The 19,201-nt window shown below is 71.3% G+C and carries 15 protein-coding genes and 1 pseudogene; 8 read left to right on the top strand and 8 right to left on the bottom strand.

Going from position 1 to position 19,201, the window contains the following annotated elements:
• Positions 1–107 precede the first annotated feature (107 nt).
• Positions 108–581, top strand: a complete 474-nt coding sequence (gene aroQ, locus ACFY30_RS21115) for a type II 3-dehydroquinate dehydratase (RefSeq protein WP_390655974.1) — start codon at positions 108–110, stop codon at positions 579–581.
• A gap of 25 nt (positions 582–606) precedes the next feature.
• On the opposite strand, the gene ACFY30_RS21110 is transcribed toward aroQ, so the two are convergent.
• Genes ACFY30_RS21110 through ACFY30_RS21100 form a run of 3 tightly spaced genes read right to left on the bottom strand, consistent with a single transcriptional unit; the run spans position 607 to position 3,160 of the window.
• Entirely contained in the window at positions 607–1,359 is a 753-nt protein-coding gene (locus ACFY30_RS21110; protein ID WP_390846703.1) for an amino acid ABC transporter ATP-binding protein, read from the bottom strand.
• Positions 1,356–2,279 carry an amino acid ABC transporter permease gene (locus ACFY30_RS21105; protein ID WP_390846702.1) on the bottom strand — a complete coding sequence of 308 codons (924 nt, stop codon included), beginning with the start codon at positions 2,277–2,279 and terminating at the stop codon, positions 1,356–1,358. Before ACFY30_RS21105 ends, ACFY30_RS21110 begins: the two co-directional genes overlap by 4 nt.
• Entirely contained in the window at positions 2,276–3,160 is an 885-nt protein-coding gene (locus tag ACFY30_RS21100) for an ABC transporter substrate-binding protein (protein WP_390846701.1), read from the bottom strand. Before ACFY30_RS21100 ends, ACFY30_RS21105 begins: the two co-directional genes overlap by 4 nt.
• Positions 3,161–3,541: 381 nt before the next feature.
• On the opposite strand from ACFY30_RS21100, the gene ACFY30_RS21095 reads away from it, so the two are divergent.
• Together ACFY30_RS21095 and ACFY30_RS21090 are read left to right on the top strand one after the other, a co-directional pair.
• On the top strand, positions 3,542–3,694 hold the full coding sequence (locus ACFY30_RS21095; protein WP_390846700.1) for a hypothetical protein: 153 nt from the start codon (positions 3,542–3,544) through the stop codon (positions 3,692–3,694).
• A gap of 123 nt (positions 3,695–3,817) precedes the next feature.
• Entirely contained in the window at positions 3,818–5,194 is a 1,377-nt protein-coding gene (locus tag ACFY30_RS21090; protein ID WP_390846699.1) for a S41 family peptidase, read from the top strand.
• A 216-nt stretch (positions 5,195–5,410) separates the two neighbouring features.
• Here ACFY30_RS21090 and ACFY30_RS21085 read toward each other — a convergent pair whose 3' ends face one another.
• Positions 5,411–6,067: an MBL fold metallo-hydrolase gene (locus tag ACFY30_RS21085; RefSeq protein ID WP_390846698.1), complete on the bottom strand. Its 657-nt coding sequence runs from the start codon at positions 6,065–6,067 to the stop codon at positions 5,411–5,413.
• A 9-nt stretch (positions 6,068–6,076) separates the two neighbouring features.
• On the bottom strand, positions 6,077–6,763 hold the full coding sequence (locus tag ACFY30_RS21080; protein WP_390846697.1) for a maleylpyruvate isomerase family mycothiol-dependent enzyme: 687 nt from the start codon (positions 6,761–6,763) through the stop codon (positions 6,077–6,079).
• 222 nt (positions 6,764–6,985) lie between these two features.
• On the opposite strand from ACFY30_RS21080, the gene uvrA reads away from it, so the two are divergent.
• Positions 6,986–10,018: an excinuclease ABC subunit UvrA gene (gene uvrA, locus ACFY30_RS21075; RefSeq protein ID WP_390846696.1), complete on the top strand. Its 3,033-nt coding sequence runs from the start codon at positions 6,986–6,988 to the stop codon at positions 10,016–10,018.
• A 156-nt stretch (positions 10,019–10,174) separates the two neighbouring features.
• Here uvrA and ACFY30_RS21070 read toward each other — a convergent pair whose 3' ends face one another.
• The 3 genes and pseudogenes from ACFY30_RS21070 to ACFY30_RS21060 form a co-directional block, all read right to left on the bottom strand.
• On the bottom strand, positions 10,175–11,086 hold the full coding sequence (locus ACFY30_RS21070) for a carbohydrate kinase (protein ID WP_390846695.1): 912 nt from the start codon (positions 11,084–11,086) through the stop codon (positions 10,175–10,177).
• Positions 11,087–11,346: 260 nt separating this feature from the next.
• Positions 11,347–12,411 (bottom strand): annotated as a pseudogene (locus ACFY30_RS21065) (LacI family DNA-binding transcriptional regulator); the annotation flags it as partial.
• 175 nt (positions 12,412–12,586) lie between these two features.
• Entirely contained in the window at positions 12,587–13,558 is a 972-nt protein-coding gene (locus tag ACFY30_RS21060; RefSeq protein WP_390846694.1) for a hypothetical protein, read from the bottom strand.
• Between the two features lie 358 nt (positions 13,559–13,916).
• Here ACFY30_RS21060 and uvrC point away from each other — a divergent pair, with 358 nt between their 5' ends.
• Genes uvrC through whiA form a run of 4 tightly spaced genes read left to right on the top strand, consistent with a single transcriptional unit; the run spans position 13,917 to position 19,085 of the window.
• Positions 13,917–16,043, top strand: coding sequence for an excinuclease ABC subunit UvrC (uvrC, locus tag ACFY30_RS21055; RefSeq protein WP_390846693.1), 2,127 nt, complete (start codon positions 13,917–13,919; stop codon positions 16,041–16,043).
• Entirely contained in the window at positions 16,040–17,041 is a 1,002-nt protein-coding gene (gene rapZ, locus ACFY30_RS21050; RefSeq protein WP_390846692.1) for an RNase adapter RapZ, read from the top strand. Before uvrC ends, rapZ begins: the two co-directional genes overlap by 4 nt.
• Complete coding sequence (gene yvcK, locus ACFY30_RS21045) at positions 17,038–18,105, top strand: uridine diphosphate-N-acetylglucosamine-binding protein YvcK (RefSeq protein WP_390846691.1); 1,068 nt, start codon at positions 17,038–17,040, stop codon at positions 18,103–18,105. Before rapZ ends, yvcK begins: the two co-directional genes overlap by 4 nt.
• The gene (gene whiA / locus ACFY30_RS21040; protein ID WP_351217830.1) at positions 18,096–19,085 is read left to right on the top strand and encodes a DNA-binding protein WhiA; all 990 of its coding nucleotides are present in this window, start codon (positions 18,096–18,098) and stop codon (positions 19,083–19,085) included. Before yvcK ends, whiA begins: the two co-directional genes overlap by 10 nt.
• Positions 19,086–19,201: the final 116 nt, after the last annotated feature.

Here is a 19,201-nt window from a genome sequence, read left to right as displayed (position 1 = left end):
CGGACGGCCGGTGACGGACACGGCCTCTCGCCGCGCCCTTCCACCGTGATAGACCGGGTCCGAGCAGCGGTCCCCGGCGGACCGCCCCCGAACGGACCGGAGGAACCGTGCCCCGCACCCTCGCCCAAGCCCCGATCATGATCCTGAACGGCCCCAACCTGAACCTCCTGGGTCAGCGCCAGCCGGAGATCTACGGGTCCGACACGCTCGCCGACGTCGAGGCGATGTGCGCGAAGGCGGCGGCGGCGCACGGCGGCACGGTGGACTTCCGGCAGTCCAACCACGAGGGACAACTCGTCGACTGGATCCACGAGGCCCGCCTCGGCCACTGCGGCATCGTGATCAACCCGGGCGCCTACTCGCACACCTCGGTCGCGATCCTGGACGCGCTCAACACCTGCGACGGCCTGCCGGTGCTGGAGGTCCACATCTCCAACATCCACAAGCGGGAGACGTTCCGTCACCACTCGTACGTCTCCCTGCGCGCCGACGGTGTCATCGCGGGGTGCGGGGTGCAGGGGTACGTGTTCGGGGTGGAGCGCGTCGCCGCGCTCGCCGGGGCGGGACAGGCGGACGCGTAAGCACCGGCCTCCAGGCGTACGCCCCTTACAGGCGGCCCGCCTCCACGATCCGCCGCAGGAACCGCTGCGTGCGCTCCTGCTGCGGATCACCGAAGACCTGCTCGGCCGTGCCGCGCTCCAGCACCACGCCCGCGTCCAGGAAGCAGACCTGGTCGGCGACCTCGCGGGCGAAGCCCATCTCGTGCGTGGCCAGCACCATGGTCATGCCGTCGCCCTTCAGATCGCGCACCACGTTCAGGACCTCGCCGACCAGTTCCGGGTCCAGGGCCGCGGTGACCTCGTCGAGCAGCAGCAGCCGGGGACGTACGGCGAGGGCCCGCGCGATGGCCACGCGCTGCTGCTGGCCGCCGCTGAGCCGGTCGGGGTACTCGCCCGCCTTGGCGCCCAGCCCGAGCCGCTCCAGCAGCCCCCTGGCCTGTTCCTCGGCCTCCGCGCGCGCGACGCCGTGCACACGGCGCGGGGCGAGCGTGATGTTCTCCAGCACCGTCATGTGCGGGAACAGGTTGTACGCCTGGAACACCACGCCGATACGGCGCCGTATCGCGTCCTGGTCGGCACGCGGGTCGGTGATCTCCTCGCCGTCCAGCCAGATCGCGCCGTCGTCGACGTCCTCCAGGAGGTTGGCGCAGCGCAGCAGCGTGGACTTGCCGGAGCCGGAGGCGCCGATCAGCGCGGTCACCGTGTGCGGGGCGACCTCCAGGTCGACGTCCCGCAGGACGACCGAGTGGCCGAAGGTCTTGCGGACCGACTGCATCCGCAGCACCGGGACGTCGCTCATGTCGTTCCTCCCTGGGCCCGCTGACGGTCCATCCGGGCCGTCACCCAGTCCGTGAAGCGGGTCATCGGAATGGTCAGGGCGACGAACACCAGCCCCGCCACGATGTACGGCGTGTAGTTGAGGCTGCGGCCCACGATGATGTCCGCCGCGCGTACGGCGTCGACGGCGCCACCGATCGACACGAGACCGGTGTCCTTCTGCAGCGACACCAGGTCGTTCAGCAGGGGCGGCACCTGGCGGCGCACCGCCTGGGGGAGCACCACGTAGCGCAGCGCCTGCCGGTTGGACAGCCCCAGGGAGCGGGCCGCGGCCCGCTGGGAGGGGTGCACGGACTCGATGCCGGCGCGGAACACCTCGGCGACGTACGCCGAGTAGGTCAGCGTCAGCGCCGTACCGCCGAGCAGCACCGGGTCGACCGTCACGCCCTGCAGACGCAGCGCCGGGACGCCCAGGACCACGATCATCAGGGTGATGATCAGCGGCAGTCCGCGGAAGAAGTCCGTGTACGCCGCCGCGAGCACCCGCAGCGGGAAGAAGACGGGGCCGCGCAGGGTGCGGGCCACGGCGATGAGCATGCCGAGCACCAGCACGGCTACGCCGCAGACCAGCAGCAGCCGGAGGTTCAGCCAGAGCCCGTCCAGGACCTTGGGGAACGCCTCGCGTGCGTACTGCCCGTTGAAGAACGTCTCCTTGGTGCGCGGCCAGCCGGGGGCGCTGACGACGACCAGGTAGAGGACGACGGCGGTGACCAGGGTGGACAGCGCGGCGATCGCCGTGGCGCGGCGGGCACGCGTGCGCTGGTGGCGCTCGCGCTCCAGCCGCCGCTGCGACGGGACGTAGGCGTCACCGCTGCCGTCCCCGGTCATGTCGCCCTTGTCGTCCGCGTCCTCCTGGCCGGACTCCTCCTTCGTGACCGTCACTTGAGCACCGGGGCGTCGACGGCGTCGGAGAGCCACCGCTGCTCGATCTTCGCCAGGGTGCCGTCCTTGCGGAGGGCGTCCACGGCGTCCGTCACGCAGGAGGTGAGCGTGCTGCCCTTGTCGAGCACGAGCCCGAACTGCTCCGGCGTACCGCCCTGGTTCTCGAACTGGCCGACGATCTTCGCGTCGGTGACCTCGGCGGCCGTGATGTAGAACGCGGTCGGCAGGTCGGTGACGATCGCGTCGACCTGACCGTTCTTCAGCGCGGACTTCGCCTGGTCGTTCTTGGCGTAGACGGCGGCTTCCCGGGTCGGCTTCACCACGTCGTCGATGTAGTCGAGGCTGGTCGTGCCGACCTGGGCGCCCAGTTTGAGGCCCCTGAGGTCCCCGATGCCGGTCGCCTGCGCGGCCTTGGTGCCCTTCAGCGCGATGACGGCCTGGCGCACGTCGTAGTAGCCGGACGAGAAGTCCACGGCCTTCTTGCGCTCGTCGCTGATGGACACCTGGTTGATGTCGAAGTCGAAGGTCTTCTCACCCGGCGCGAAGGCCTTGTTGAACGGCACGCTCTGCCAGACGACCGCGCTCTTGCCGTACCCGAGCCGCTGCGCCACGGCGTAGGCCACCGCCGACTCGAAGCCCTCGCCGTTGGACGGCTTGTCGTCCTTGAACCAGGGCTCGTACGCGGGTTCGTCGGTGGCGATCGTCAGCTTGCCCGCGGTCTTGGTTGCCAACTCGCCCTTGGCGCAGGTCGTTCCGGTCGAGCCGGAGGACGTGGCGGACGCGTCGGCCTCGGGCTGCGGAGCGCAGCCGACCGCGGTCGCGAGAAGGGCGACGGTGGCGCCGGCGACGGCGCGGCGCAGAACACGAGGGGCGAGGTGCATGGCGGGAGATTGGCAGCCAAATCCACGTCTGTCCAGGTCACATGGGCGTTTGTCCGCATGCTGGGAACGGGTGTTGCGTTCTCGTGAACAGCGGAGGGACGGCTTGCCCGGGCCGCCGGTCGAGGGCGGGGATCGAAGACCGGCGGCCCATTCCGCGCCGGAGCCGTCATCCCGCGCGGGGCTGCAACCAGTTGACCGCGCAACCACGTGTGCGGGGAGCGCGCGTGGGGCACCGACGCGTGCGCGGAATTCACACGGGGCGCGCGTACAGCACCGCGCGCCCCGTGTGAGGTTGCGGGTGTTGCCGACACCGCCGGGGAAACAGCGGCTCCCTCGGCAAGCAGGCCAGGCTCGCCTCGGCCAGCCCTGGACGCGCATGGCGTGGCCGATGGCCACATCAAGAACGTGTGGTGGGAGGCCGTTGGCGAGACCTGGGAGGAGTTCGGCCACGCGCTGTGCGGCAGCATCCTGCTGGTGGCCATGGACAAGCCCAGCAGCGGGCCGGCCGCGATGACCCCCGAGTACTGCGGGTAATGGGTGGGGCGGGTGGGGGCTGGCCCCACCCCCGATCAACCGGACAGCCGGATGGCCGGGAGAACGCTGTGTCGGCAAGCGTGGGGCTGTCCCGAGCAAGTCGCCTACAGAGAAGGCAAGATCGTGCGCATCGTCACTGTCACCGCCGTCGCACTGGCCCTCGTCGGCCAAGCAGCGCCGGCCGCCACCGCCCACCAGCCGACCACCGACGGAATCTGGCGCATGGACGGCTACGGAACAGTGCTGTTGATCCGGAACGGAACTTTCCAGGAGTACCAGACCACCGCCGTCAGCTGCCTCAAGGGCGACTCCGCGCAGCGGACCGGCCCCGGCACCTACACCACGCCCGACGGCACTGTCCTCACGGTGCGCACCCGAGGAGGCCGCGACCGCGGGTCCATGCGGGTGGACGGCTCCGTCGGCGACCGGAACCTGCGCCGGATCCCGGAGTTGCCCGACGCCTGCACGCGTCCGGCTCCCAAGGGGCCGCTCGCTGCCTTTGACGTCTTCTGGCAGTCCTTCGAGGAGAACTACCCCTTCTTTTCCGCCAAGGGCATCGACTGGCACGCCGTACGCGACCAATACCGGCCCGAGGTGCACGCGAAGACGACCAGGGACGAGCTCTACGCCGTATTCAGCGAGATGGTCAAGCCGCTCTACGACTCCCACGTCGCCGTTCAGGACGGCGACCGCGTCTTCGCGCAGGCTCGCCCCGGCACCGTCCTGCCCACCCAGGAGTTGGACACCAAGGTCAAGAAGTTCATCGTGGCGCACAACCTCCAGGACGCCCGGAACCTCCAGGACTTCGCCAACGGACGGATCACCTACGCCGACCTCCCCGGCGGGCAGGGCTATGTGCGGATCTCCGGCTTCGGCGGATACGCGGGCGATGGAGCCCCCTGTGCCGCCCAGCTGGCCGAGCTCGACAGGGCGCTGGATACGGTCCTCAGCCAGGAGCGCACCCAGCGCCTGACCGGCCTGATCATCGACCTGCGGATCAATGGCGGCGGCTCCGACGCCCTGGGAATCCACGTCGCCGAGCGCCTCACCGACACCCCCTACCTCGCCTACTCCAAGCGGGCCCGCAACGACCCCGCAGACCCCACCCGGCACACTCGCCCCCAGCCCGCGTACGTCACGCCCGCCCAAGGCCCCCGATACACCGGGCCGGTCGCCGTGCTGACCGGCGGCTCGACCGTCAGCGCGGGAGAGACCTTCACCCAGGCCCTCATGGACCGGCCCGGCAAGACGGTCCGGATCGGGCAGCCCACACAGGGCGTCTTCTGGGACGTCATGCCGCGCAAGCTCCCCAACGGCATGTCGGCCTGGCTGCCGAACGAGGAATTCCTGACCCGGTCGGGCAGGACCTTCGACGGCACGGGCATTCCGCCGCACCTCACGGAGCCGGTCTTCACCAAGGAGGAGTTCGACAAGAAGAGGGACTCGGCCTTCGACAGGGCTCTGAACGTCCTGCGCAACTACGCGGGCACCACGAGCTGACGCAAGAGCAGCGGGACCGGGGGCAACCCGCTGGAGATCACGGAAAGTCACTACCACGCTCAGCAGCACCAACATTGCCGCCGGCGCTGCCGGCGTCGGTGAGGGAGTTCTGGACGCCACCGTCCGTGGGGCATGACGCTCCCCGAGCGCCGACGGGCCTGAACGCGCGACCGCGCCCGCTTCGGTTTCGAAACGGGGGCGGTCGTCGTCGGACGACTACCAGCCTCGTGCGCGCCACTCCGCGAGGTGGGGCCGCTCTGCGCCCAGCGTGGTGTCGTTGCCGTGCCCCGGGTACACCCAGGTCTCGTCGGGCAGCACGTCGAAGAGCTTCGTCTCGACGTCGTGGATCAGGCTGGCGAACGCCTCGGGGTCCTTGCGGGTGTTGCCGACACCGCCGGGGAAGAGACAGTCTCCCGTGAAGACGTGGGGATGCCCGTGCGGGTCGTCGTAGACGAGCGCGATCGAGCCCGGCGTGTGCCCGACCAGATGCCGCGCGGTGAGTTCCACGTTCCCCACCCTGATGACATCGCCGTCGTCGACCAGGACGTCGGTCGGCACCGGGATGCCCCCGGCGTCCTCCCGGCCCGCGTACGTACGCGCACGCGTGGCCGCCACGACCTCGGCGAGCGCCTGCCAGTGGTCGCCGTGCTGATGCGTGGTGACGACGGACGCGATGCCGTCGTCGCCGATCGTCCCGAGCAGCGCCTGCGCGTCGTTCGCCGCGTCGATCAGCAGTTGCTCGTCCGTGGCCCGGCAGCGCAGCAGATAGGCGTTGTTGTTCATCGGGCCGACCGCGATCTTGGTGATCATCAGGTCCTTGAGCTCGTGCACGTCCGCCGGGCCGCCGACCGTCACCTCTCCGCTGTACGTCATGGCGGCAGCCTATAGCGGGGGCAGGGCCGGGAGCGTCCCGCCGGCCACGCTCAGGCCGGTTCCGGCGCGGCGCCCGGCCAGCCAGCCCAGCAGGTCGGCGGGGGACCCCGTGACGGTCACCTCCGGGCCGTCCGCCTCCCGCCCGGTGCGCCACGCGCGTGTGCCGTCGGTCAGGCGGGTCGGCGGCACGTCGGGGTGTCCCGCGAACCGCTCCGCGAGGAAGTCGGTCTCCCGCGCGACGAAGTCCGCCGGCAGGTCCTCCAGCTCGTAGCCGATCCCGAGGTCCACGTGGTGGAGCTCGACCTCCACCCAGCGCCGGAAGGGCACCCGCGCGGCGACGTCCGTCACGCCGTTGCGCAGCTCCACCGTGCGCGACCAGTCGGCGGGCGCCGCCCCGGTGTCCTGGAAGCGGGCCGCGCTCTCCCCGAGGTCCGTGAGCTGGACCTCCAGGGGACGCGGGGCGTCCCGCTCGATGTCGGCGTCCCGGACGGAGGCGTCGGCGTACATGGGCCGGCCCTCCAGGACGTTCACCAGGGCGTCCGCGTTGCGGGCGAGGTGGGCGAGGACGTGACCGCGGCTCCAGCCGGGCAGGCGTGACGGCTCTCTCACCGCCGCGTTGTCCATTTTGCCGACTGCGCTGAGCAGCCGCTCGGTCGCGTCATGTACAGACACCAGGTCATGAGCGTGATCAATCATGCTGCTGACCTTAGCCGCGCCACTCCTTCGGGTGAAGGTGCCGCAGCGTGGCCCGAAATCGAATGCACGTGCTATATGGTCGATGGCGACGTCGGGCATGCTGGATGGCCGGGGATTGTTGTCAACCGGTGAATCCGACCGGCGTTGTCAGTGGCTCCCCCTAGTCTGAGAAAGACGGGGGCCCCGCCCCTGTCACTTCTCTCAAGAAAGGTGCGGACCGGCGTGGCCGACCGTCTCATCGTCCGTGGCGCGCGCGAGCACAACCTGAAGAATGTCTCGCTCGACCTGCCGCGCGACTCGCTCATCGTCTTCACGGGCCTGTCGGGGTCGGGCAAGTCCTCGCTGGCCTTCGACACCATCTTCGCCGAGGGGCAGCGGCGCTATGTGGAGTCGCTCTCGTCGTACGCCCGCCAGTTCCTCGGCCAGATGGACAAGCCGGACGTCGACTTCATCGAGGGTCTGTCGCCCGCCGTCTCCATCGACCAGAAGTCGACCTCCCGCAACCCGCGGTCGACGGTCGGCACCATCACCGAGGTCTACGACTACCTGCGTCTGCTCTTCGCGCGCATCGGCAAGCCGCACTGTCCCGAGTGCGGCCGCCCGATCTCGCGCCAGTCGCCGCAGGCCATCGTCGACCGGGTCCTCGAGCTGCCCGAGGGGAGCCGCTTCCAGGTGCTCTCGCCGCTGGTGCGCGAGCGCAAGGGCGAGTTCGTCGACCTGTTCGCCGACCTCCAGACCAAGGGCTACTCCCGCGCGCGCGTGGACGGCGAGACGATCCAGCTGTCCAGCCCGCCCACGCTGAAGAAGCAGGAGAAGCACACCATCGAGGTGGTCGTCGACCGCCTCACGGTGAAGGACTCCGCCAAGCGCCGCCTCACCGACTCCGTGGAGACCGCCCTCGGCCTGTCCGGCGGCATGGTCGTGCTCGACTTCGTGGATCTCCCCGAGGACGACCCCGAGCGCGAGCGCATGTTCTCGGAGCACCTGTACTGCCCCTACGACGACCTGTCCTTCGAGGAGCTGGAGCCCCGCTCCTTCTCCTTCAACTCGCCCTTCGGCGCCTGCCCCGAGTGCACCGGCATCGGCACGCGCATGGAGGTCGACCCCGAGCTGATCGTCCCCGACGAGGACAAGTCCCTCGACGAGGGAGCCATCCACCCTTGGTCGCACGGCCACACCAAGGACTACTTCGGCCGCCTGACCGGCGCCCTCGCGGACGCGCTGGGCTTCCGTACCGACATCCCCTTCGCGGGACTGCCGCAGCGCGCCAGGAAGGCGCTGCTCCACGGCCACAAGACGCAGATCGAGGTCCGCTACCGCAACCGCTACGGCCGCGAGCGCGTGTACACCACGCCCTTCGAGGGCGCCGTGCCGTTCGTCAAGCGCCGGCACAGCGAGGCCGAGAGCGACGCCAGCCGCGAGCGGTTCGAGGGCTACATGCGCGAGGTGCCGTGCCCCACCTGTGAGGGCACGCGCCTGAAGCCGATCGTCCTCGCGGTCACGATCATGGACAAGTCCATCGCCGAGGTCTCCGGCATGTCCATCAGCGACTGCGCCGACTTCCTGGGCGAGCTGAAGCTCAACGCCCGCGACAAGAAGATCGCCGAGCGCGTCCTGAAGGAGGTCAACGAGCGGCTGCGCTTCCTGGTCGACGTCGGCCTCGACTACCTCTCGCTCAACCGCGCGGCCGGCACGCTCTCCGGCGGCGAGGCCCAGCGCATCCGCCTGGCCACCCAGATCGGCTCCGGCCTCGTCGGCGTGCTCTACGTCCTCGACGAGCCGTCCATCGGCCTGCACCAGCGCGACAACCACCGGCTGATCGAGACCCTGGTCCGGCTGCGCGACATGGGCAACACGCTCATCGTCGTCGAGCACGACGAGGACACCATCAAGGTCGCCGACTGGGTCGTCGACATCGGCCCCGGCGCCGGCGAGCACGGCGGCAAGGTCGTGCACAGCGGCTCCCTGAAGGAGCTGCTCGCCAACGCCGAGTCGCAGACCGGTCAGTACCTGGCCGGCAAGAAGTCCATCCCGGTGCCGGACATCCGGCGCCCCCGCGACCCCTCCCGGCAGCTCACCGTGCACGGCGCCCGCGAGAACAACCTGCAGGACATCGACGTGTCCTTCCCGCTGGGTGTGTTCACCGCGGTCACCGGCGTCTCCGGCTCCGGCAAGTCCACGCTGGTCAACGACATCCTGTACACCCACCTGGCCCGTGAGCTCAACGGCGCGAGAAACGTACCGGGGCGGCACACGCGCGTGGACGGCGACGACCTCGTCGACAAGGTCGTACACGTCGACCAGTCGCCCATCGGCCGTACCCCCCGCTCCAACCCGGCCACCTACACGGGCGTCTTCGACCACGTCCGCAAGCTGTTCGCCGAGACCACCGAGGCGAAGGTCCGCGGCTACCAGCCGGGCCGCTTCTCCTTCAACGTCAAGGGCGGCCGCTGCGAGAACTGCGCCGGTGACGGCACGATCAAGATCGAGATGAACTTCCTCCCGGACGTGTACGTCCCGTGCGAGGTCTGCCACGGCGCCCGGTACAACCGGGAGACCCTGGAGGTCCACTACAAGGGCAAGTCCATCGCCGACGTGCTGAACATGCCGATCGAGGAGGCGACGGAGTTCTTCGAGGCCGTCCCGGCGATCGCCCGCCACCTCAACACCCTGAAGGACGTCGGCCTCGGCTACGTCCGGCTCGGCCAGTCCGCCACGACCCTCTCCGGCGGTGAGGCTCAGCGAGTGAAGCTCGCCAGCGAGCTCCAGCGCCGCTCCACCGGCCGCACGGTCTACGTGCTGGACGAGCCGACCACGGGCCTTCACTTCGAGGACATCAGCAAGCTGCTGAAGGTCCTCTCCGGCCTGGTCGAGAAGGGCAACACGGTCATCGTCATCGAGCACAACCTCGACGTGATCAAGACCGCCGACTGGATCGTCGACATGGGCCCCGAGGGCGGCGCCGGCGGCGGCCTCGTCGTCGCCGAGGGCACGCCGGAGGAGGTCGCCGGGGTACCGGCCAGCCACACCGGCAAGTTCCTGCGCGAGATCCTCGGCGCCGACCGCGTCAGCGACGCGGCGCCGGTGAAGGCCCCGCGCAAGGCCGCGGCCAAGAAGGCGGTCGCGGCCGCCTCGACGGCGCGGAAGACGGCGACGGCCAGGACGAGCACCGCCAACAACACCGCCACCAAGAAGGCGGCCGCGGTGACCAAGAAGGCGGCACCCGCGAAGACCACGCGGACCCGCAAGGCCTGAGACGCCCCTTCGCGGAGCCGAGCGGACCCGAGCAGTACGGTGCCCCACGGGGAAATCCCGTGGGGCACCGTCCGTCTGCCGCAAGACCGCTGACGGCCGTCCAGGGGGTGTTTCGAAAGTCCCGCACAGCACCCGCGGCGCCTTTCGAAATACCCCCTAGTCCTCACCCAGTTCCGAGGCGTACGGCGGTTCCGCCCCCGCCCGCGAGCAGGTGATCGCCGCCGCGCGCGCCGCGAACCCCAGCAACTCCCGCCAGCCGTCCGCGCCCAGCCCGGCGAGGGCCGCCGGGGACAGGGCGTCCCGCACCGAGAGGCCGTGCAGCAGGGCCGCGTTCACGGTGTCACCGGCGCCTATGGTGTCCACGACGTCGACCCGCTCGCCCGGCACGGCGTGCACGGACCCGTCCCGGGTGATGACGCTCAGCCCGTCGGCGCCGTGCGTGATCACGACGGCCGAGGGACCGGCGGACAGCCACTCGTGCGGGGTGCCGCCCAGCCACAGCGCGTCCTCCTCCGAGAGCTTCAACAGGTCCACCGAGGGCAGCCAGCTCTTGAACCGGGCCCGGTAGGCATCGGCGTCGGGGATCAGCCCGGGCCGGATGTTCGGGTCCAGCGCGGTGAACACGCCCTGCCCCGACGCGGTCCGCAGCAGCTCCTCGTAGGCGCTCGCGCCCGGCTCCAGGACCAGCGAGCAGGTGCCGAAGGACACCGCGCGCGTCCCCGCGGGAAGGCCGGCCGGGGCGGTGAACAGGCGGTCGGCGGTGCCCTCGACGTAGAACGAGTAGGCGGCGGAGCCGTTCCCGTCGACGGTGGCGACCGCGAGGGTGGTCGGCTCGGTGCCGCGCTGCACCGCCGACACGTCCACGCCCGACTCCCGCAGCCTGCCGAGCAGCGCGTCCCCGAACGCGTCGTACGAGACGCGGGAGCAGAAGGCGGCGGGGGAGCCGAGGCGGCCGAGGGCGACGGCGGTGTTGAACGGCCCGCCGCCCAGCGCCGGCCGCAGACCCGCCAGGGCACCCGTGCCCTGCGGTACCAGGTCGATCAAAGCCTCACCGGCGACGACGATCACGGGGCGGTTCCTTTCGGGGACGCTGCGGACTGCTGGGGCTGCTGGTCGGACTGCCTGGTGTGCTCCGACCGCTGGGCCCGCTCGGAAGGCTCGGGCCGGGCGGACGGTGCGGGCGGCTCGGCGTGCTGGGGCTGCTCGGACGGCGCGGGCCGCTCGGGCCACTGAGGCTGCTCGGACGGCGCGGGCTGCCGGCCCCGCCCGCTCTGCGAGGCGCCCACGGACGGAGTCGCCCCCACGGACGGAGTCACCCCCACGGACGGAGTCGCCCCCATCGGCGGAACGGACGGATCCGCGCAGCCGCACGACGTGCGGTGCACGAACGCGCAGGGCAGCCGTACCGTCCGGGCCGGGCGGTCGGGAGCGGCCAGGCGTTCGAGGAGCACCCGCACGGCCTGGGCGCCGATCTCCCTGCTGGGCTGGGCGATCGCGGTGAGCCGGGGCGCGAACAGATCCGCCCACGCGAAGTCGTCGAAACAGCACAGGGCGATGTCGCCGGGCACGGACAGGCCACGGTCGCGCAGGGCGCGCAGGGCGCCGATGGTCATCGCGTTGTTGGCGGTGACGAGGGCGGTGGGTGGGGCGGACAGGGCCAGCAGCGCGGCGGTGGCCCGTTCGGCTCCGGCCGACGCGGAGTCGCCGTGTGCCACGAGGCGCTCGTCGTGGGGGAGCCCGGCGGCGGCCAGGCCGTGCCGGTAGCCGGTGATGCGTTCGGCGGTGGTGCTGAGGCCGGGCAGGCCCGCGACCAGGCCGATGCGGCGGTGGCCGAGCTCGGCGAGATGGGTGACCAGCCGGGCCGTCGGTTGGGTGTTCTCGGCGCAGACCTGGTCGAAGCGGGGGGAGCCGTCCGCCGAGCCCTCCACCGCGATGGTCCCCGGGGCGTCGACGAGCCGGTCGAGGAACACGGTGGGGACGGTGTGCCGGGTGAGGTAGGTGAGGAGCCCGCGCGGGTCGGCGGACGGGGCGACGATCATGCCGTCCACGCGGCGCTCGTGCAGGAGCTGGACGACCTTGCGTTCGTGCTCGGGGTCGTCGTGCGGATCGGCGATCAGCAGGCTGTAACCAGCCTCCAGGGCGGCGGTCTCGACGCCCTGGAGGATCTCCGTGAAGTACGGGTTGCTGATCGCCGACACCGCGAGGCCGATGGAGCGGGTGCGGGAGGTCACCAGGGAGCGGGCCAGGGTGTTGGGCGTGTAGCCGAGCGCGTCGATGGCGTCCAGGACGGCCTGACGGGTGTGCGGGAGCACCGGGCGGGTGTCGTTCAGCACGTGCGAGACGGTCGCCACGGACACGCCCGCGCGCCGTGCGACGTCGGCCATGGTCGGCATCGCGTCTCCCTCCCAGGCCCTGCGGGTGTGGCGGAATTCCGGTACGCCGCCCCCGCCGCCCGAGCCCTACGGATGGGAAGTTATCTCATTTCAGGGCGCGCGTAAACGATTGCGCAAGCGTTTACGTCCTCGCGGCGCCGCATCCCCTCCGGTGGCCCTCCCGCTCACTCCCGGTTCACTCCCAGTCCCAGCCGATGCCCACCATTCCCGAGCGCACGCGCGGCTCCACGAGGTGGACCGAGCGGTGGCGGAAGCTGAGCGGCAGCTCCTGACGACCGCCGCGCGGCGCCGCCGCCGAGTGCTGGGTGAACCGGTGACAGCGCAGGGGCAGCGCCTGCTCGTCGAACCGGATCTGCAGGGCGTACTGGCCGCCCGCCGCCCCGAAGCCACGGACGTACTCGCGGGAGGCGTCGGCGGTGCCGTCCTCGACGGCGTAGCGGAAGAGGAAGGTGTCGCCGGCCCGCAGCCGGGTGTCGAAGAGGAGCTCGGCGACCACGACGCCGGTGTCGTGGTGGCGGCGGACCCGGCCGGCGCGGCAGTTCTCGAGGGCGTGCACGGTCATCCGCTCGGGCGCGCAGCCGGGATCCCCCTGGTGGACGGCCACGAAGCGGTCGACGCCGTCCCGGTGGGCGCGCACGATGTGCTGCGACTCGCGGCTCAGCAGCTCGCGGCGCGCCCCGATGCGGACCCGCTCGTGGTGGCCCAGGGTGTGCAGTCCGCCGTCGAGAGGGCACTCCAGTTCGGCGTGCAGCCGTTCAAGGACGTCGGAGGCCTCCAGGAAGGAGCGGTAGGACCGCCCGGAGGGCTGCCCGGCCGCGGAGGCGGTGCCGTCCCGTCCGTCGGTGTCCTCCAGCAGCCGGATCAGTGACTCGTCCGGCAGGCGCAGGATCTCCTCCAGTGCGCGGACGGCCCGCAGCGACTCGGGGCGCTGCGGGCGCCGGGCGCCCTGCTGCCAGTAACTCAGGCTTGTGACGCCGACTTTGACCCCGTGACGCGACAGATGATGCTGGACACGCTGCAGGGGCAGTCCACGGGCGGCGATCGCGGCGCGCAGCGCGACGTGGAACGGGCCGCCTCGCAGGACCGTGTCCAGGTGCGCGGCGACGACGCCGTCGGCGGCGTCCGCGTGCTGTGTGGCGTGCGGCATGCAGAGGCCTTTCTGTGAATGCTCGCGACGGCTGGTCGGACCGTCGCATGAGGTTTCGGGGCTTCCCCGCTGACGCCGGGGGGCTCCTTCACATCCGTAAGGCGTCCCTCAGGGCCCCGAGTTCCCCCGCATTGAAGCGTGTTGACCAAGTCCCGACAACACCTGATGCCCGAGTGGCACATGCGGTTGGCCGGTCCGTGAGGCTCACCCCCGGGGACCGGCCGCCGGGCCGGAGCCCGCCGGGCGGACGGTGTCCGGAGTCACACCGGGCGCCGGAGTTGTCCACAGGCCCGTCGGGAGGCCCGTGGTTGTCCACAGGCCCGTCGGAGTGTCACCCCGCGCCAGTAGGGTGTGAGACATGGCCGACCCCTCCAGCTACCGCCCCAAGCCGGGACAGATCCCGGACTCTCCTGGGGTGTACAGGTTCCGCGACGAGCACCGCCGGGTGATCTACGTCGGAAAGGCGAAGAGCCTGCGCCAGCGCCTGGCGAACTACTTCCAGGACCTGGCTGCCCTGCACCCGCGCACCCGGTCGATGGTCACCACGGCCGCGTCCGTGGAGTGGACGGTCGTGTCCACCGAGGTCGAGGCGCTGCAGCTGGAGTACTCCTGGATCAAGGAGTACGACCCCCGGTTCAACGTGAAGTACCGCGACGACAAGAGCTACCCGTACCTCGCGGTGACGATGAACGAGGAGTTCCCGCGCGTGCAGGTGATGCGCGGCCACAAGAAGAAGGGCGTCAGGTACTTCGGGCCGTACGCGCACGCGTGGGCGATCCGGGACACGGTCGACCTGCTTCTGCGCGTGTTCCCCGTGCGCACCTGCTCCGCCGGCGTCTTCAAGAACGCCGCCCGCACCGGCCGGCCGTGCCTGCTCGGTTACATCGGCAAGTGCTCCGCGCCCTGCGTCGGCCGGATCTCCGCCGACGACCACTGGGAACTGGCCGACGAGTTCTGCGACTTCATGGCCGGCCGCACCGGCACCCACCTCCGCCGTCTGGAGAAGCAGATGACGGAGGCGGCCGAGGAGATGGAGTACGAGCGGGCCGCCCGCCTGCGCGACGACATCGAGGCACTGAAGAAGGCCATGGAGAAGAACGCGGTCGTGCTCGCGGACGCCACCGACGCCGACCTGATCGCGGTCGCCGAGGACGAGCTGGAGGCGGCCGTCCAGATCTTCCATGTCCGCGGCGGACGCGTGCGGGGCCAGCGCGGCTGGGTCACCGACAAGGTCGAGGAGATCACCACCGGCGCCCTCGTCGAGCACGCCCTGCAGCAGCTGTACGGCGAGGAGACCGGCGACGCCGTCCCCAAGGAGGTGCTCGTCCCCGCCCTGCCCGACCCGGTCGAGCCCGTCCAGGAGTGGCTCACCGGGCGCCGCGGCTCGGGCGTCTCGCTGCGCGTCCCGCAGCGCGGCGACAAGCGGGCCCTGATGGAGACCGTGGAGCGCAACGCCCAGCAGGCGCTCGTCCTGCACAAGACCAAGCGCGCCTCCGACCTGACCACGCGCTCGCGTGCCCTGGAAGAGATCGCCGAGGCCCTCGACCTGGACAGCGCCCCCCTGCGGATCGAGTGCTACGACATCTCGCACCTGCAGGGCGACGACGTGGTGGCCTCCATGGTCGTCTTCGAGGACGGTCTGGCGCGCAAGAGCGAGTACCGCCGCTTCCAGATCAAGGGCTTCCAGGGCCAGGACGACGTCCGCTCCATGCACGAGGTGATCACCCGCCGCTTCCGGCGCTACCTCGCCGAGAAGGAGCGCACGGGCGAGTGGGCCGACGGCGAGAACACCCTCACCGACGGCATCACGCTCACCGACGGAACCGCCCTCGCTGCCGGCGGTTCCCCGACCGACGGCTCGCAAGCCCCCCTCGCCCACAGCCTCAAGGACGACGAGGGCCGCCCCAAGCGCTTCGCCTACCCGCCCCAGCTCGTCGTCGTCGACGGCGGGCAGCCCCAGGTCGCGGCCGCCCGGCGGGCCCTCGACGAGCTCGGGATCGACGACATCGCCGTCTGCGGTCTCGCCAAGCGACTGGAGGAGGTCTGGCTGCCGCAGGACGACGACCCGGTCGTCCTGCCCCGCACCAGCGAGGGCCTCTACCTCCTCCAGCGCGTCCGCGACGAGGCCCACCGCTTCGCGATCACCTACCAGCGCACCAAGCGGGCCAAGCGCTTCCGCGCCGGCCCCCTGGACGACGTGCCGGGCCTCGGCGAGACCCGCAAGCAGGCGCTGATCAAGCACTTCGGCTCGGTGAGGAAGCTGCGAGCCGCGACGATCGACCAGATCTGCGAGGTCCCGGGCATAGGCCGCAAGACCGCGGAGACCATCGCCGCGGCGCTCGCCCAGGCGGCTCCGCCGGCCCCCGCCGTGAACACGGCGACCGGAGAGATCATTGAAGACGAGGAACCCGTGACGACGGCGGGTTCCCCCGGAGATCCCGTGACAGCGGGCGCCCCGGAAGAACGACGGGGGCAGGAGACATGACCGAGCACGAGCACGACGCACATCCCACGGACGAGCGAGATCAGGCGCAGGTCGCGGCGCCGCACGAAGACGACGCACGCCACGAAGACGGAGCACAGGTGAGTACGGACAGCACGCCGCCCGGGATCCCCGAGGCGGCCATCCCCGAGCTGGTGATCATCTCCGGCATGTCCGGGGCCGGCCGCTCGACGGCCGCCAAGTGTCTGGAGGACCTCGGCTGGTTCGTGGTCGACAACCTCCCGCCCGCCCTGATCCCCACCATGGTGGAGCTGGGCGCCCGCTCCCAGGGCAACGTCGCGCGGATCGCTGTCGTCGTCGACGTCCGCGGCCGCCGCTTCTTCGACAACCTCCGCGAGTCCCTCGCCGACCTGGAGTCGAAGAACGTCACCCGGCGGATCGTCTTCCTGGAGTCCTCCGACGACGCCCTGGTGCGGCGCTTCGAGTCGGTGCGCCGCCCGCACCCGCTGCAGGGCGACGGCCGGATCGTCGACGGCATCGACGCCGAGCGCGAGCTGCTGCGCGAGCTGCGCGGCGACGCCGACCTGGTGATCGACACCTCCAGCCTCAACGTGCACGAGTTGCGCGCCAAGATGGACGCCCAGTTCGCCGGGGAGGAGGAGCCCGAGCTGCGGGCGACCGTCATGTCCTTCGGCTTCAAGTACGGCCTCCCGGTCGACGCCGACCTGGTCGTGGACATGCGCTTCCTGCCCAACCCGCACTGGGTCCCGGAGCTGCGCCCCTACACCGGCCTCAACGAGGAGGTCGCGGCGTACGTCCTCAACCAGCCCGGCGCGAAGGAGTTCCTCGACCGGTACGCGGAGCTCCTCCAGCTGGTTGCCGCGGGCTACCGCCGGGAGGGCAAGCGCTATGTGACCATCGCGGTCGGCTGTACGGGCGGCAAGCACCGTTCTGTCGCGATGTCGGAGAAGCTCGCCGCGCGTCTCGCGGCCGAGGGCGTGGAGACGGTGGTCGTGCACCGGGACATGGGACGGGAATGACAGGACGTACTCCGCGGCTGAGCCGGCTGCGCAGGGTGACGCCCGAGGGGCGGGTGAGCCGGCCGGTGGAGGCACGGGGCGCCAGGCCGCGCCGGCGCGGTGCCCAGCCCAAGGTCGTCGCCCTCGGCGGCGGCATGGGCCTGTCCGCCTCGCTCGCCGCACTGCGCCGGATCACCGGCGACCTCACCGCCGTCGTGACGGTGGCCGACGACGGCGGCTCCAGCGGACGGCTGCGGGACGAGCTGGGCGTGCTGCCGCCCGGCGACCTGCGCAAGGCGCTGGCCGCACTGTGCGGTGACGACGACTGGGGCCAGACCTGGGCCCGGGTCATCCAGCACCGGTTCCAGTCGCAGGGCGAGATCAACGGGCACGCGGTCGGCAATCTGCTGATCGTCGCGCTCTGGGAGCAGCTCGGCGACCACGTCCAGGCCCTGGACCTGGTGGGCAGGCTGCTGGGCGCGCACGGGCGTGTGCTGCCCATGTCCGCCGTACCGCTGGAGCTGCAGGCCCTGGTCAAGGGGCACGACCCGCGGCGGCCGGAGGACGTCGGCACCGTGCGCGGGCAGGCGACCGTGGCCCTCACGCCCGGCGAGGTGCAGTCCGTGCACCTCGTGCCGCACGACCCGCCGGCGGTCCCCGAGGCGGTGGCGGCGGTCCTGGACGCGGACTGGGTGGTCCTCGGCCCTGGCTCCTGGTTCTCCTCGGTCATCCCGCACCTCCTCGTGCCCGAACTGCTGGACGCCCTCATGGAGACCAAGGCGCGCCGGGTACTCTCGCTGAACCTCGCGCCGCAGCCGGGAGAAACCGAGGGCTTCTCCCCGCAGCGTCATTTGGAGGTTTTGGGACGACACGCCCCTAAACTCGCCCTGGACGTGGTGCTGGCCGACGAGGCCGCCGTGCCCGACCGCGACTCCCTGACCGACGCCGCCACCCGGTTCGGGGCCGCTGTCGAGCTGGCGACGGTGGCCCGGACCGACGGAACGCCCCGGCACGACCCGGAGCTCCTCGCCGCCGCGTACGACCGTATTTTTCGGATGCATGGAAGGATCGGCCCATGGCGATGACGGCAGCGGTGAAGGACGAGATCTCCCGGCTCCCCGTCACCCGGACCTGCTGCAGAAAGGCGGAGGTCTCCGCCATCCTGCGGTTCGCCGGCGGCCTCCACCTGGTGAGCGGCCGCATCGTGATCGAGGCGGAGCTGGACACGGCGATGGCGGCCCGCCGGCTCAAGCGGGACATTTTGGAGATCTTCGGCCACAGCTCGGAACTGATCGTGATGGCCCCCGGCGGTCTGCGCCGCGGCTCGCGTTACGTCGTCCGAGTGGTCGCCGGCGGTGACCAGCTGGCCCGCCAGACCGGCCTGGTCGACGGCCGGGGACGTCCGATCCGGGGGCTTCCCCCGCAGGTGGTCTCCGGTGCGACCTGTGACGCCGAGGCGGCCTGGCGCGGAGCCTTCCTGGCGCACGGCTCGCTCACCGAGCCCGGCCGTTCCTCCTCCCTGGAGGTGACCTGCCCCGGTCCCGAGGCCGCGCTCGCGCTGGTCGGTGCCGCGCGTCGGCTGTCGATCGCCGCGAAGGCCCGCGAGGTGCGCGGGGTCGACCGGGTCGTCGTCCGCGACGGCGACGCGATCGGCGCCCTGCTCACCCGCCTCGGCGCGCACGAGTCGGTGCTGGCCTGGGAGGAGCGCCGGATGCGCCGCGAGGTGCGCGCCACGGCGAACCGGCTCGCCAACTTCGACGACGCCAACCTGCGCCGCTCCGCCCGCGCGGCCGTGGCCGCCGGGGCCCGCGTCCAGCGCGCCCTGGAGATCCTCGGCGACGAGGTGCCCGAGCATCTCGCGGCGGCCGGCCGGCTGCGCATGGAGCACAAGCAGGCCTCCCTGGAGGAGCTGGGCGCGCTCGCCGACCCGCCGCTGACCAAGGACGCGGTCGCCGGCCGGATCCGCCGCCTGCTGGCGATGGCCGACAAGCGCGCCGCAGACCTCGGCATTCCGGGCACGGAGGCCAATCTCAGCGAAGAGCTGGCCGACAACCTCGTGGGCTGACGGTCCCTCAGGACGCCGGTGGTGTGCCCCGATCGGGTGATACCACCGGCGTTTTGCTGTCTTCGAGGCGCCCTTGACTGGATCATGAACTGTCATGAGCCTGGCAGAGTTCGCTG

It is taken from the genome of Streptomyces sp. NPDC000345, from assembly GCF_042898825.1.
Taxonomy (GTDB): domain Bacteria; phylum Actinomycetota; class Actinomycetes; order Streptomycetales; family Streptomycetaceae; genus Streptomyces.
Note: the sequence above shows the minus strand (reverse complement) of the source record. Positions and strands in the feature narration are given on the sequence as shown.